The organism is Zoogloea sp. (assembly GCF_041904905.1).
Taxonomy (GTDB): Bacteria; Pseudomonadota; Gammaproteobacteria; order Burkholderiales; family Rhodocyclaceae; genus Zoogloea.
Genome location: NZ_JAYRMI010000004.1, coordinates 65,933 through 78,384 on the forward strand (window position 1 = coordinate 65,933; position 12,452 = coordinate 78,384).

Consider the following 12,452-nt stretch of genomic DNA (forward strand, 5'->3'; position numbering starts at 1 on the left):
ATCACAGCAGTTTTTGCCAGACGATGGTGGACCAGTTCTGGCTGCGTTCGAGCAGCACTTCCATGCGCACCATGGCCACGCCGTAGCGGGCGCGGCCGGTGGCGAGGAAGTGCCGGCTGGTGACGGAGAGGCGGGTGAGGTCGGGCTGCAGGTCGGGGGAGGGCAGCCGGGCCTTGAAGTCGTTCACGTCCTTGAACCACGCCCGATTGCGCTGGACGACCAGCAGGCGGGCGGCGTCGAGGGTGAGTTCGGGCACCACCGCGGCGAGCACTTCGGCCGGCGCGGTGTTGACGTTGACGGCGGTGCCGGCGGGCAGGGCGGCCACATAGGGGGTGAGGCGGGCGACCAGCTGGGGGCTGAAGCCGCGCACCTGGAGCAGTTCGGCGACCGCCACCAGCGGGCCGTTGGCGGCGCGTCGGGGCGGGGTCTGGGCGCCGTACCAGGCGGATTCGGCGCCGCCGGGCAGGCGCGGGCTGTCGTCCCGGTCGAGCCAGTCGAGGAGGGCGGCGGTGAGGCTGAGGGTGTCGCCGTCGGCGACGCCGGAGATGGACAGCAGGCGCTGGAAGCGCTCGACTTCGACGATGTCGGCACTGTCGCCGGCCAGGTTGTTGAGGTTGAGGCGGCCGGAGAGTTCCTGCAGTTCGCCGCCCACCTCGCCCTCTTCGACCGGGGTGGGCGGCACCTTGACGGCCCAGGCTTCGCCCAGGTGGTCGACCTGGCTGGTGCGGGCGTCTTCGGAGAGCACGTTGCGGGCCCAGTCGACCGCGCCGCGGGCGAGCTGGCGGGCCTGGGCCTGGTCGTGACGGCCGGCGACCTGATCCATCGCCACGCCCAGATCGCCCATCGAGGCGGCGGCGAGCCCGGCGACCAGGGCTACCGTGAGCAGGGCGAGGATGACCGCGGCACCGCGCTGGCGGCCGGCTGGCGGGCGGCGGACGGGGGGGCGGGGCGGCATCAGCGCAGGGCGATGACGCGGGTGAGCACACCCACGCCATCCAGGTCGAGTTCGAGGATCACCGCGTCTGGCAGGGGGGCGCGGGTGTCGCCGGGGGGCCAGGCGTCGAGGCGGTTGTTGCGCTGCAGGAAGCGCCAGCGCAGGCCGCGCACCCGATCGAGCAGGGGCTCGACGCTGGGCTCGCCGAGGGCGTCGCGGCCGCTCCAGCGCAGCCATTCGAGGCGGCCGTCGACGAGCCGGTAGCCCACCCGACGCACGCCGCGGCTGTCGTCGAGGCGCAGGAACTGAAGCTCGGGTCCGCCGCCGTCGGCGGCCCGGGTGAGCAGCATGGGGGCGTTGGCGGCGCGGTTGAGCGGGGCCGGGGGGATGCCGTCGCTGCCGGCCTGCCCGGCGTTGCGGCCGACGGTGGAGACGACCTGCAGGAGGTCGGCGTCGATGCGCTGGAGGCTGCGGCCGATGGCGCGCCAGCGTTCGAAGCCGGCTTCGAGGCGGGTGTGGCTGTTGGCGACTTCGGACAGGGCGCGGTAGGACAGCACGCCCAGCACCGCGAACACGGCGAGGGCGACCATCAGCTCGATGAGGGTGAGGCCGCGCTGGGCCGGCCGGCAAGTCATTGGAGCGGCCTCGCCACGTAGCCGGACAGGCGGGCGATGGCGTGGTCGCCGGAGTCCGGGCCGAAGACGGCCACGTCCACCCGACGGAACAGGGGGTTGGCGGTGTTCTTGACCTCTTCGCGCCAGCGGTAGCTGCGCCCGGCCTGGTCGGCGGTGCCTTCGTTGGTGCCGGGGTTGGGCCAGGCGCCGGTGGCGCGCAGTTCGGCCAGGCGGTTTTCGGCCACCCAGTCGCCGATCAGGCGCTCGCGCAGCTCGCCCGACGACTGGGTGGTGACGCCCATTGCCCGGAAGGCGGCGCTGAGGGCGATGGCGAGGATGGCCAGCGCGACCAGGGTTTCGAGCAGCGTGAAGCCGCGGGGCCGGCGCGGGGTCATGAGCGGGCGCTGCCGGGCATGGCGAGCTGCACGCTGCCGTTGGCCTTGCCGGTGAGGCGGGCTTCGCCGCCGGGGGTGGCGACGCGCAGCTCGTATTCGGGGGCCTGGGTGCCGAACTGCAGGCGCGGGCTGGCGGCGTCGGGCTGGCCGTCGATGCGCAGGCCGAGCCAGGCCACGCCGGCGGGCAGGGGGCGGTCGGCGAACACCGGCGGGTCGATCAGCGGACGCCAGTTGTCGTCGGGGTCGAGGGCGGAGAAGCGGTAGCCGTCGGGGAGGAACTCGATGGCGATGGGCCGGCCGCGCACGGCGGCCCGGTCGGCGGTGGCTTCGAGCACCAGACGCAGGCGCTTGAGGGCCTGGTCGGTGTCGCGCCCGCGCAGGCTGTCGAGGCCGACGCTGACGCCGGTGGCCACGAGCCCCATGATGACCAGCACCACCATCACCTCGATGAGGGTGAAGCCGGCGTGGCGGCCGGGCCGGGGCGCGTCGGGCCGCCCGGCGCGCGCGGAGCCGCGGGTCGGGCGGGCGAGGCTGCGCCGGTGACCTGCCGTCATCGGGTGGGGGTCAGAGGTTCCAGGAGCCGATGTCGGCGTCGAAGCCCTGGCCACCGGAGAGGCCGTCGGCGCCGAAGCTCATCACGTCCACCTCGCCCTTGAGGCCGGGGACGACGTACTGGTAGGGCTTGCCCCACGGGTCGACGGGCAGCTTGTCGAGGTAGGACTTCCAGTTGTCGGGCACCGGCGCGGCGGCGGGCTTGGTGACCAGGGCCTGCAGGCCTTGCTCGGCGCTGGGGTAGCGGCGGTTGTCGAGCTTGTAGAGCTTGAGGGCCTGCATGATGGCGGAGATGTCCTGCCGGGCGGCGACCACGCGGGCTTCGTCGGGGCGGCTCATGACCTTGGGCACCACCAGCGCGGCGAGCACGCCGAGGATGACGATGACGACCATCACTTCGATCAGGGTGAAGCCGCGGGCGCGGCGGGGGGTGTGCTTCATCGCGTTTCCTTATTTCATTAGGGTATTGATTTCGATGATGGGTTGCATCACAGCCATCACGATGAGTAATACGAAGCCGCCCATCGCCAGCAGCAGGATGGGTTCGAGCAGGGCGGTGAGGGTGGCAGTGCGGTTTTCGAGTTCGGCCTGCTGGAGCCGGGCGGCGCGGTCGAGGAGTTCATCGACGCGGCCGGTGGCTTCGCCGTTGGCGATCATGTGGATGAGCAGCGGCGGAAACTGGCGGCTGGCGCCCAGGGCGCGGGAGAGGGGCTGGCCCTCGCGGACGCGCTCGGCGGCGGTGGCGACGGCGTCGGCGAGCGGCAGCCGGGCGATGACCTGGCGGCCGGCGTCGAGGGCGGCCAGCAGGGGCACGCCGCTGCCGGCGAGGATGGAGAGGGTGCTGGCGAAGCGGGTGGCGTCCAGGGTGCGCAGGTGGCGGCCGAGCAGGGGCAGGCCCAGCAGCCAGGCGTCCCAGCGGCGCTTGACGGCGGTGTCGCGCAGCGCCGCGCGGCCGGCAAAGAGCCCGCCGGCAATGGCGAGGATCATCAGCCAGCCCCAGTCGCGCAGCAGGCTGCTCAGGGCGATGAGGCTGCGGGTGAGCAGCGGCAGGGCCTGCTTGCTCTGCTGGAAGACGGAGACCACCTGGGGCACCACGTAGGTCATCAGGCCGACGATGACGAGCAGCGCCACGCTGGCGACGATGGCCGGGTAGAGCAGGGCCTGGAGGGTTTTGGTGCGCAGGGCGTGGCTGCGGTCGAGGTAGTCGGCGAGCTGGTTCATCACGCGGGCGAGTTCGCCGGATTTCTCGCCGGCGGCCACCGAGGCGCGGTAGAGCGCGGTGAAGGCCTGGGGATAGCGATCGAGGGCGGCGCGCAGGCTGTAGCCGGCGAGGATTTCGGAGCGCACGCCGGCCAGCAACTGGCGGGTGGCTTCGGTTTCGGCCTGCTCGATGAGGGCCGCCAGCGCCTGCTCGACGGTGAGGCCGGAGGCGAGCAGGGTGGCCCACTGGCGGGTGAGCAGGGTGAGGTCGGCCTCCTTCAGCTTGCGGCGGGCGGCCTTGCCGTCGCCGCCGGTGTGGGCCACCGAGGCGACTTCCAGCGGGAACAGCCCGCGCTCGCGCAGCAGGCCGCGGGCGGCCTTGCCGGTGTCGGCTTCGAGCACGCCGGCGGATTCCCGGCCGGCGTTGTCCACGGCGCGATAGCGGAAGGCGGTCATCGCTTAATCCCGGGTGACCCGCAGGAGCTCTTCGGCCGAGGTGACGCCGTCGGCCAGGAGGCGCAGGCCGTCGTCGCGCAGGCCGCGGCTGCCCTGCTGGCGGGCGTGGGCGCGCAGGTCGGCTTCGTCGGCGGCGGTGTGGATGAGGCGCTGGAGGGCGTCGTCGGTGACCATCAGCTCGTAGATGCCGGTGCGCCCGGCGTAGCCGGTGTGGCCGCATTCGGGGCAGCCGGGGGCGTGCCACAGCTGGGCGGGGCTGCCGGGGCCGAGGAGGCTGCGGTCGGCGGCGGTGGCGGGCGTGGCGCTGCGGCAGGCCGGGCACAGGCGGCGCACCAGGCGCTGGGCCAGCACGCCGCGCAGGGTGGAGGCGAGCAGGAAGGGCTCGACGCCCATGTCCACAAGGCGGGTGACGGCCGAGGCAGCGTCGTTGGTGTGCAGGGTGGCGAGCACGAGGTGGCCGGTGAGGCTGGCCTGGACGGCGATCTGGGCGGTTTCGAGGTCGCGGATCTCGCCGATCATGATGACGTCGGGGTCTTGCCGGAGGATGGCACGGAGCGCCCGGGCGAAGCTGAGGTCGATCTTGCTGTTGACCTGGATCTGGCCGACGCCGGGGAGATCGTATTCGACCGGATCTTCGACGGTGACGATGTTGCGGCGCTTGGCGTCCATGCCCTGCAGCGCGGCGTAGAGGGTGGTGCTCTTGCCGGAGCCGGTGGGGCCGGTGACGAGGAGGATGCCGTGGGGCTGGTCGAGGAGCTTGGCGAACGGTGCGACGGTGTCGGCGGCCATGCCCAGGCTGTCGAGGCCGCGCTGGCCGCTGCCCTTGTCGAGCAGGCGCAGCACGATGCGTTCGCCGTGGGTGGTGGGCAGGGTGGAGACGCGTACGTCCACCTGCCGGCCGGCCAGGCGCAGGGCGATGCGGCCATCCTGGGGCAGGCGCTTTTCGGCGATGTCGAGGCTGGCCATGATCTTGATGCGCGAGGCCATGGCGGCGTGGAGCGCGCGGTGGGGCTGGGCCACGTCGACCAGCACGCCGTCGCGGCGGAAGCGCACGACGGAGTGGCGCTCGTAGGGCTCGATGTGGATGTCGCTGGCGGACTGGCGCACGGCCTGGGTGAGGAGCGCGTTGATCATGCGGATGATCGGGGCGTCGTCCTGGGTTTCGAGGAGGTCTTCGACGGCCGGCAGCTCGGTCATGAGCTGGGTGAGGTCGACCTCCTGGCCCACGTCGGCCACCACGTCGGCGGCGTTGCCGTCGGTGCCGGAATAGGCTTCGGACAGGCGCGCCTCGAAGGCGGCGCGGGTGACCTGTTCGATGACCAGGGGCAGGCCCAGGGTGCGCCGGACTTCGGCCAGGGCGGTGAGGTCGGCGCCTTCGCGCAGCACCAACTGGGCGCGCTCGGCGCCCTGGGCGGCAACGAGGATGCCGTGGGCCTTGGCGAAGGCGTAGGGCAGGGCCGGGCCGGTCATGGCTTGGCCGGGGCTGGCGTGGCGACGTCGGCCGGCGCGGCGGCCGGGTCGATGCGCGGCAGGGTGTAGGGCACGGCCGGCGGCGGGCTGCCGGGCGGGGGCAGCAGGGGCGGGTTGGGCTCGCGCCGCATGAGGTTGCGCGGGTCGTCCAGATCGCGCTGCTGGCCGATCACGTAGTTGTAGCGTTCGGCCGAGAGGCCCTGGATGGAGGCGGCGTCGCGCAGGATGACCGGGCGCAGGAAGACGATGAGGTTGGTCTTGCCGCGCTTGCGGGAGTCGTAGCGGAAGAACTGGCCGAGGTAGGGGATGTCGCCCAGCAGGGGCACTTTTTCGACGCCGCCGGAGTAGGCGTCTTCCACCAGGCCGCCCAGGGCGATCACCGCGCCGTCGTCCACCAGCACGGTGGATTCGATGGAGCGCTTGGTGGTGGAGGGGCCGGTGGTGGCGGTGGCGGTGGATTCGATGACCGCCGAGGCTTCCTGGTAGATCTGCAGGCGCACGGTGCCGCCTTCGGAGATCTGCGGCTTGACCTTGAGGGTGAGGCCGACGTCCTTGCGCTCGACGGTGGTGAAGGGGTTGCTGGCGCCGGTGGAGGTGGTGGTGTAGGTGCCGGTGACGAAGGGCACGTTGCGGCCCACGACGATCTTGGCCTCTTCGTTGTCGAGGGTGACCAGGTTGGGCGTGGACAGGATGTTGGCCTTGGTATCGGATTCGAGGAAGCGGGCCAGCAGGTTGAGGTTGGCGATCTCGCGCCCGCCCACGCTCACCGTGCCGCCCCCCAGCAGCAGGTTGAGGCCGTTGCCCGGCAGCGTGGTGGCACTGCTGCTGGCAAGGCTGCTGGCCAGGTTGAGGATGTTGTTGCCGCTGGTGTTGAAGCTGGTGCCGCCGAAGGCGGTGGTGTTGCCCACCTTGCCGGCCTGCCACTGGATGCCGATCTCGGCGGCTTTCTCGGTGCTGACTTCGGTGATGAGCGCCTCGACATAAACCTGCGCGCGGCGGCGGTCGAGCTGGTCGATGACCTTGCGCAGGTTGTTGTAGATGGCGTCCGGCGCGGTGATGATGAGGGCGTTGCTCATCGGGTCGGCCTGGATGAAGCCGTTGCCGGTGGCGCCGGTGTTGGCGCTGCTGTTGCTGAACGACGGGGTGGCGCCGAAGCCGGTGGTGCTGTTCTGGCCGCCGGTGGCGGTGCCGGTGTTGCCCAGGCCGGTGGTGCCGGCGGTGCCGCCGAAGCTGCTCTGGCCGGTGCCGGAGGCGCCGCCGGTGCTGCTGCCGGCCTCGCCGCTGACCACCGCGCGCAGGGTCTGGGCGACCTTCACCGCGTCGGCGTTCTTGAGGTAGACCACGCGGATGTTGCCGCTGGCGCCGGGTTGGTCGAGGTTGGCCACCAGCTGGCGCACGGCGTTGAGCTTGGAGGGGTTGTCGGAGCGCACCAGCAGGCTGTTGGTGCGCGGGTCGCCGATCACCGACACGCGCTGGCTGGCGTCGCCGGAGACGCCGGGCGTGGTGGCGGCAGCGCCGGAGGCGGCGTCGTTCATCAGGCGGTTGACGGTCTGGGCCAGATCGAGGGCGGAGGCGTGCTGGAGCGGCATCACCCGCAGGCCGGTTTGCGGCACGTCGATGGATTCGACGATCTGGGCGATGCGGCCGATGTTCTCGGCGTAGTCGGTGACCACCAGCGAGTTGTTGCCCGGGTAGGCGGTGACGGTGTTGTTGGGCGAGATCAGCGGCCGGACGATGGGCACCAGCTGGGCGGCGGATTCGTGCTTGAGGTTGAAGACCTGGGTGGTCAGGCGGTCGCCGCCGCCGGCGCCCTGGCCTTTGCCCACCGGCACCGCGTGGAGCTTGGCGTCGGCCTCGGGGACGATCTTGGTGACGCCCTGGCCTTCGATGGCGGTGTAGCCCTGCAGGCGCAGCGCCGACAGGAGGATGGAGTAGGTGAGGTTGCGCGCCACCGGGCGGGCGGTGACGATGTTGAGGGTGCCCTTGACCCGCGGGTCGACGATGAAGTTGCGCCCGGAGATCTTGGAGATGGCCTGGATCACCGCGCCGATGTCGGCGTTCACGAAATTGAGCGAGACGGGCTCGCCGCTGCCGCGGGTTTCGGTCTCGGCGGCGAACGCGGGCAGGGGCGGCAGCGCGATGCCGGCGGCAAGAGCCAGGGCGCAGCTGAAGGCGATCGGGCGGACGAGAGGACGGCGGGCAGGTTTCATTGGTTGTTGGCGTTCGGAAAGGGCTGGGCCTGGAAGTCGGCGGGAAAGCCGGCCTGGGGCGGTTGCTGGCTGGCGTCGACCGCGTTGACCTCGCCCTGCATGCGCAGGGTGGGCAGGGCCGCGGGCTGGCCGGGCGCCGGCGGGGCGATGGGCGGGGCCGGGTTGCCCGAGGCGCCGCCCGGGCCGCGATCGGCGAGGGGCACCCGCTGGCGGGCGCCGCCCAGGTCGAGATCCACGCCGTCGCCGGCAACCCGGGCGAGGGTGACGCCCGGGCGGATCTCCTGGCCTTCGACAAAGCCTTGCTGGGCGCCGCCGTCGATGGCGATCACCGCCCAGCCGGGGCGGCCCGCGGCGCCGGTGACCACGGCCTGGAGGCTGTAGCGGCCCGGCGGGGCCAGCGGGTTGCCGGGGGCCGCAGCCGCTGGGCCCTGGCCGAGCAGGTGCCGGCTGGCGATGGCCTGGGCGGCCTGCAGGGGGTTGGCCTGGGTGGCGACCGGCAGGGCCGGTGGCCGCGGTGCGGTGAAGCGCCAGAACAGGTCGGCCGCCACCCAGGCCGCGATGGCCAGCGCGACGCCCCAGGCCAGCAGGGGGCCGAGGCGCGCGGCGCGCGGCCAGGACAGGCGGGACAGATCGGGACGGTCGGGCAGCTTCATGGGGGGGCCGGGCAAAAGACCGTCAATCTTAGCCGGCCTCCGTTACAGGGGAAAGCGCCGCGATGTCGCAAGTTGTTGGCGTGGCGGGCGGCTGGCGGGGCGGTGCAGGGGTTCGCCGGGGCCGAAGGGGCGGCCGGGCGGTTATTCTCCCCCGCGGGCCGGCGCACGGCGGGGATTTTCGCAGGGTTCGCCGGCTGAAAAGGGCGCGCCGGGCGATCCGCGTCAAGGCTGCCCGGCGGCAGGGTCGGAGGGCTGGAGCCCGGCCGGTAGGGCGGATGTCCAGCCCAGGGCCGCCAGCAGCGCGGCGAATTCGCCATCCGGCGGGGCGCGCAGATCGAGGGGCGCGCCGCTGACCGGATGGACGAGCTGCATCCGCGCGCAGGCGAGGAGCATCCGGTGACAGCCGAACTGCTGCTGGAAGAAGCGGTTGTGGTGGCCCTTGCCGAAGGTGGCGTCGCCCACGATGGGGTGGGCGAGGTGCTTGAGGTGGCGCCGGAGCTGGTGCTTGCGGCCGGTGTGGGGCGTAAGCTCGACCAGGGCGTAGCGGCTGGTGGGGTAGCGGTCCACCGCGAAGGGCAGCTCGCAGGTGGCGAGGCGGCGGAAATCGGTGATGGCGGGCTGGGCCGCGTCGGAGGTTTCGTCGCCCACCCACTCGGCGTCGTCCCGGCGGCGGGTGAGGGCGTGGTCGATGCGCCCGGCCTCCGGCGGGTGGCCGCGCACCACCGCGAGATAGGTCTTGGCCACCGCCTGCGCCTCGAACTGGCCGCCGAGCTGGCGGGCAGTGTCCCGGTCGAGGGCGAACACCAGCACGCCCGAGGTGCCCCGGTCCAGCCGGTGGGCGGGGTGCACGTGGCGGCCGAGCTGGTCGCGCAGCAGCTGCACGGCGAAGCGGGTTTCGTGGCGGTCCAGCTCGCTGCGGTGAACGAGCAGCCCGGCGGGTTTGTGGATGGCGACCAGATGGTCGTCCCGGTACAGGATGGGCAGCATGGGCGGGATGGTAAACCGGCGGTGCCGGTTTCTGGGCGCGGGTTTGCGCCTTGCAGGCTGACGAACCAAAACGCGCCCGCTCCGGTCATACTCCGCCTATGCCAAACACGATCACTTCCGCCCCGCCGGAGGCTGCCGCCTTCGGCCGAGACGCCCTCCTGGGCGCCATCCATTCCGTCTTGCCCGAGCAGCGCCGGGGGCAGCGCGACCTGCCCAGGCTGGCCGCGCGGCTGGCTGCGCTGGTGTCGGCGGCCGATCTGCCGGACCGGCTCGACGCCTGGCGGGCGCTGAACGCCTGGCTCGCCGGCGGCGCCCTGTGGAGCGACGTCTACATCGATTCGGCCGACGTGCACGGTTCGGCCACCCAGCGTTTCGCGGTGCTGATGGACGTGCTCTCCGCCCATCCGGCGCTGGCGGCGGCGATGCGTCGGGCGATCCGCGCGATCCTCGACGAGACCGACGGGGCCAACCTGTTCGGTGAGGTGGGGATTCCCGGCGACCGGGGCTTCCTGTCGGAGTTCGGCGACCGCCTCACCGCCAAGCTCATCCCCTCGCCCCGGGACGATCACGACCTGGCCCACCTGATGAGCCGCAGCTTCCCCCGCAACCGGGATCTGACCCTCATCCGCGGGCTCCAGCCGTCCACCTTCCAGCGGGCGCTGGACCTGCTGTTTCCGGCCGACGAGCCGCAGATGCGGGTCGCCCTGCAGCGGGCCATGGCCGACGGCTTCCGGCTGCTGCTGGCGCGGGTGCAGGGGCAGGGCTTGTCCCTCAAGCTGCGGGCCCGGGGCGAGGCGCGGCCGGTGGCCCGCTCGCCCTTCCGGCGCCTCGCCGACAGCGGCGAGAACCTGCTCTGCGCCTGGGAGCAGGGGCGGGTGTCGATGCAGCTCGTCGAGGCCTGGCTGCTCGATCTGGCCGCCAGCCGCGACGAGATGCACCTGATCTCCACCCGCCTCGAATCCGAGGGCATCAGCGTGGATATCGTGTACGGGCTGGACGTGCTCGACCGCTGCCTCACGCGGATGGAGAGCATCGTGGGGGTGATGGCCGCCGAACCCGGCTCGCCGGGGCCGGTCCTGCTGCTGCTCCAGCAACTGGCCTACGCGGCCCACGAGAGCACCAGCCTGCGCCATCTGGTGCGGGCCAACCTGCAGCGCCTGCAGCGGCGCATCGTCGACCGGGCCGGCAAGACCGGCGAGCACTACATCGCCGAAACCGGCGCGGACTACCGCCACATCTGGGCCGCCGCGGCCGGGGGCGGGCTGCTCACGGTGGGCACCGCGGCGATGAAGATGACCATCGCCGGCGCCGGGCTGGCGCTGTTCCTGGAAGGGCTGGGCTCCGGCCTCAACTACGCGGTGAGCTTCCTGATCCTGCAGGCCTTCGGGCTGATCCTCGCCACCAAGCAGCCGGCGATGACCGCCGCCGCCTTCGCCGCCATCATCCGCGACCGCAAGGGCAACGAGCGCCTCGACGTGATCGTCGACTACGCGGCGTGCATCTGCCATTCGCAGCTGGCGGCGACCATCGCCAACGTGGTGGTGGTGGCCTGCGGCGCCTACGCTTTCGACGCCACCTGGCGGCTGGCCACCGGCCACGCCTTCCTGACCACCGCCGAGGCCCGCTACGTGTTCCATTCCCTCAGCCCGGTGGATAGCGGCACCGTGTTCTACGCGGCGCTCACCGGGGTAATCCTGTACCTCGCGGCGCTGGTGGGCGGCTGGGTGGATAACTGGGCGGTGTATCACCGGCTGCCCCAGGCCATCGCCGAGCACCGGCTGGGCAACCGCTTCGGGCGCCTGCGCATGATGCGGATCGCCGGCATCGTGTCGCGCAACATGTCCGGCTGGGCCACCAACATCTCCCTCGGGCTGATGCTGGGGATGACGCCGGTGCTGGGCAAGTTCTTCGGCCTGCCGCTGGACGTGCGCCACGTGACCCTCAACTCCGGCATCCTCAGCCTCGCTACCTCGTCCCTCGAGATGCAGTGGGTGGGCACCGGGCTGCTGTCGCTGGCGGTGGCGGGCGTCGGGGTGATGTTCGTGCTCAACCTGGGGGTGAGCTTCGCCCTCTCGCTGATGACCGCCGTGCGCGCCTACGACCTGCCCAAGTCCGACCTGCGCGAGCTGCGCCGCCGCCTGTGGCACCGGCTGCGTACCCGGCCGCGGGATTTCCTGCTCCCGCCGCGCCGGCCGGCCGCTTCCTGACGCGGCTGAGGGGCGGCCTCAAGCTTGACGGCAGCACGCCGTTAAACTCCCCGCGGCAGCCGGCCGGGCGACTCCGACGGATTCGATGGGCGGCCGCCGCGCCGATCGATGCGTCCCACCCCTGCGGTCCGTCACCGAGAGCCCCGAATGAATGCGCCCGAACGAAACCTCCATCTGACCTCCCGCAGCGCCGGCGAGCTTGCCGGCATCGTGCGGGTCAACGAAGAAATCAAGGCCATCGTGGCCACGGCCTTCCGGATCAACCTGATGGCCCTCAACGCCATCTTCCTGGCGAAGCGCGCCGGCAACGCGGCGCTGGGCTTCGGCGTGCTCTCCAACGAGCTGCGCCGCTTCGCCCAGGATCTCACCCGCCACATGGCCTCGCTGCGCGACATGACCTCCGGCTCGGTGGGCAGCGTCACCGGCGTGGTGCAGCAGCAGCGCAACTCGCGCATCCTCGCCGAGGCGATCCGCCTCTCCGGAGAGGTGCCCGGCGTGCGCGAGGCCCGCAAGCGCGGCCAGGGGCGGCTCTCGATCCAGCAGGCCAAGCTGCGCGCCCTCGACCTGCGCCTGCGTGCGTCGGTGGAGGAGACTCAACAACTGGTCGAACTGGGCGGCGTGCTGGCCCGCTCGGCCAAGATCGAGGCGGCCTACGGCGGCGGGTTCAGCCCGGCGCTGATGCAGGTCTCGACGGATTTCGCGGAGGTGATCGCCCAGATCAAGCGATCCCTCGAAGTGCTCGGCAAGGAACGGCTCGTAAAGGACTAGGAACCC

Annotated in this window: 12 protein-coding genes; 2 read left to right on the forward strand and 10 right to left on the reverse strand. The window is 72.1% G+C overall.

Annotated elements, in window-relative coordinates; genetic code table 11:
• Window position 1: 1 nt before the first annotated feature.
• The 10 genes from gspK to ACE3N6_RS02325 form a co-directional block, all read right to left on the reverse strand.
• Entirely contained in the window at window positions 2-955 is a 954-nt protein-coding gene (gspK, locus tag ACE3N6_RS02280) for a type II secretion system minor pseudopilin GspK (protein ID WP_374243549.1), read from the reverse strand.
• On the reverse strand, window positions 955-1,569 hold the full coding sequence (gene gspJ / locus ACE3N6_RS02285; protein ID WP_374243550.1) for a type II secretion system minor pseudopilin GspJ: 615 nt from the start codon (window positions 1,567-1,569) through the stop codon (window positions 955-957). The genes gspK and gspJ overlap by 1 nt, the downstream gene beginning before the upstream one ends.
• Window positions 1,566-1,943, reverse strand: a complete 378-nt coding sequence (gspI, locus tag ACE3N6_RS02290; protein ID WP_374243551.1) for a type II secretion system minor pseudopilin GspI — start codon at window positions 1,941-1,943, stop codon at window positions 1,566-1,568. The genes gspJ and gspI overlap by 4 nt, the downstream gene beginning before the upstream one ends.
• Entirely contained in the window at window positions 1,940-2,497 is a 558-nt protein-coding gene (locus ACE3N6_RS02295) for a prepilin-type N-terminal cleavage/methylation domain-containing protein (protein ID WP_374243552.1), read from the reverse strand. Before ACE3N6_RS02295 ends, gspI begins: the two co-directional genes overlap by 4 nt.
• A 10-nt stretch (window positions 2,498-2,507) precedes the next feature.
• Window positions 2,508-2,936 carry a type II secretion system major pseudopilin GspG gene (gene gspG / locus ACE3N6_RS02300; RefSeq protein WP_374243553.1) on the reverse strand — a complete coding sequence of 143 codons (429 nt, stop codon included), beginning with the start codon at window positions 2,934-2,936 and terminating at the stop codon, window positions 2,508-2,510.
• Window positions 2,937-2,945: 9 nt separating this feature from the next.
• Window positions 2,946-4,151, reverse strand: a complete 1,206-nt coding sequence (gene gspF, locus ACE3N6_RS02305) for a type II secretion system inner membrane protein GspF (protein WP_374243554.1) — start codon at window positions 4,149-4,151, stop codon at window positions 2,946-2,948.
• 3 nt (window positions 4,152-4,154) lie between these two features.
• Window positions 4,155-5,621 (reverse strand): type II secretion system ATPase GspE, encoded by a 1,467-nt coding sequence (gspE, locus tag ACE3N6_RS02310; RefSeq protein WP_374243555.1) that lies wholly within the window; start codon window positions 5,619-5,621, stop codon window positions 4,155-4,157.
• On the reverse strand, window positions 5,618-7,831 hold the full coding sequence (gene gspD, locus ACE3N6_RS02315; protein WP_374243556.1) for a type II secretion system secretin GspD: 2,214 nt from the start codon (window positions 7,829-7,831) through the stop codon (window positions 5,618-5,620). The genes gspE and gspD overlap by 4 nt, the downstream gene beginning before the upstream one ends.
• Window positions 7,828-8,484 carry a type II secretion system protein N gene (locus ACE3N6_RS02320; protein WP_374243557.1) on the reverse strand — a complete coding sequence of 219 codons (657 nt, stop codon included), beginning with the start codon at window positions 8,482-8,484 and terminating at the stop codon, window positions 7,828-7,830. Before ACE3N6_RS02320 ends, gspD begins: the two co-directional genes overlap by 4 nt.
• Before the next feature lie 222 nt (window positions 8,485-8,706).
• Window positions 8,707-9,471 carry a tRNA pseudouridine(65) synthase TruC gene (locus ACE3N6_RS02325; RefSeq protein ID WP_374243558.1) on the reverse strand — a complete coding sequence of 255 codons (765 nt, stop codon included), beginning with the start codon at window positions 9,469-9,471 and terminating at the stop codon, window positions 8,707-8,709.
• 98 nt (window positions 9,472-9,569) lie between these two features.
• Between ACE3N6_RS02325 and ACE3N6_RS02330 the strand changes: the two genes are divergently transcribed.
• Together ACE3N6_RS02330 and ACE3N6_RS02335 are read left to right on the forward strand one after the other, a co-directional pair.
• Window positions 9,570-11,678, forward strand: a complete 2,109-nt coding sequence (locus ACE3N6_RS02330) for a hypothetical protein (protein ID WP_374243559.1) — start codon at window positions 9,570-9,572, stop codon at window positions 11,676-11,678.
• A 147-nt stretch (window positions 11,679-11,825) separates the two neighbouring features.
• On the forward strand, window positions 11,826-12,446 hold the full coding sequence (locus ACE3N6_RS02335) for a chemotaxis protein (RefSeq protein ID WP_374243560.1): 621 nt from the start codon (window positions 11,826-11,828) through the stop codon (window positions 12,444-12,446).
• The last annotated feature ends 6 nt before the right edge of the window (window positions 12,447-12,452 follow it).

Bases quoted from the DNA above. Each gene is read 5' to 3' on its own strand.
- gspK (WP_374243549.1), bottom strand. From the start codon at position 955: ATGCCGCCCCGCCCCCCCGTCCGCCGCCCGCCAGCCGGCCGCCAGCGC.
- gspJ (WP_374243550.1), bottom strand. From the start codon at position 1,569: ATGACTTGCCGGCCGGCCCAGCGCGGCCTCACCCTCATCGAGCTGATG.
- gspI (WP_374243551.1), bottom strand. From the start codon at position 1,943: ATGACCCCGCGCCGGCCCCGCGGCTTCACGCTGCTCGAAACCCTGGTC.
- ACE3N6_RS02295 (WP_374243552.1), bottom strand. From the start codon at position 2,497: ATGACGGCAGGTCACCGGCGCAGCCTCGCCCGCCCGACCCGCGGCTCC.
- gspG (WP_374243553.1), bottom strand. From the start codon at position 2,936: ATGAAGCACACCCCCCGCCGCGCCCGCGGCTTCACCCTGATCGAAGTG.
- gspF (WP_374243554.1), bottom strand. From the start codon at position 4,151: ATGACCGCCTTCCGCTATCGCGCCGTGGACAACGCCGGCCGGGAATCC.
- gspE (WP_374243555.1), bottom strand. From the start codon at position 5,621: ATGACCGGCCCGGCCCTGCCCTACGCCTTCGCCAAGGCCCACGGCATC.
- gspD (WP_374243556.1), bottom strand. From the start codon at position 7,831: ATGAAACCTGCCCGCCGTCCTCTCGTCCGCCCGATCGCCTTCAGCTGC.
- ACE3N6_RS02320 (WP_374243557.1), bottom strand. From the start codon at position 8,484: ATGAAGCTGCCCGACCGTCCCGATCTGTCCCGCCTGTCCTGGCCGCGC.
- ACE3N6_RS02325 (WP_374243558.1), bottom strand. From the start codon at position 9,471: ATGCTGCCCATCCTGTACCGGGACGACCATCTGGTCGCCATCCACAAA.
- ACE3N6_RS02330 (WP_374243559.1), top strand. From the start codon at position 9,570: ATGCCAAACACGATCACTTCCGCCCCGCCGGAGGCTGCCGCCTTCGGC.
- ACE3N6_RS02335 (WP_374243560.1), top strand. From the start codon at position 11,826: ATGAATGCGCCCGAACGAAACCTCCATCTGACCTCCCGCAGCGCCGGC.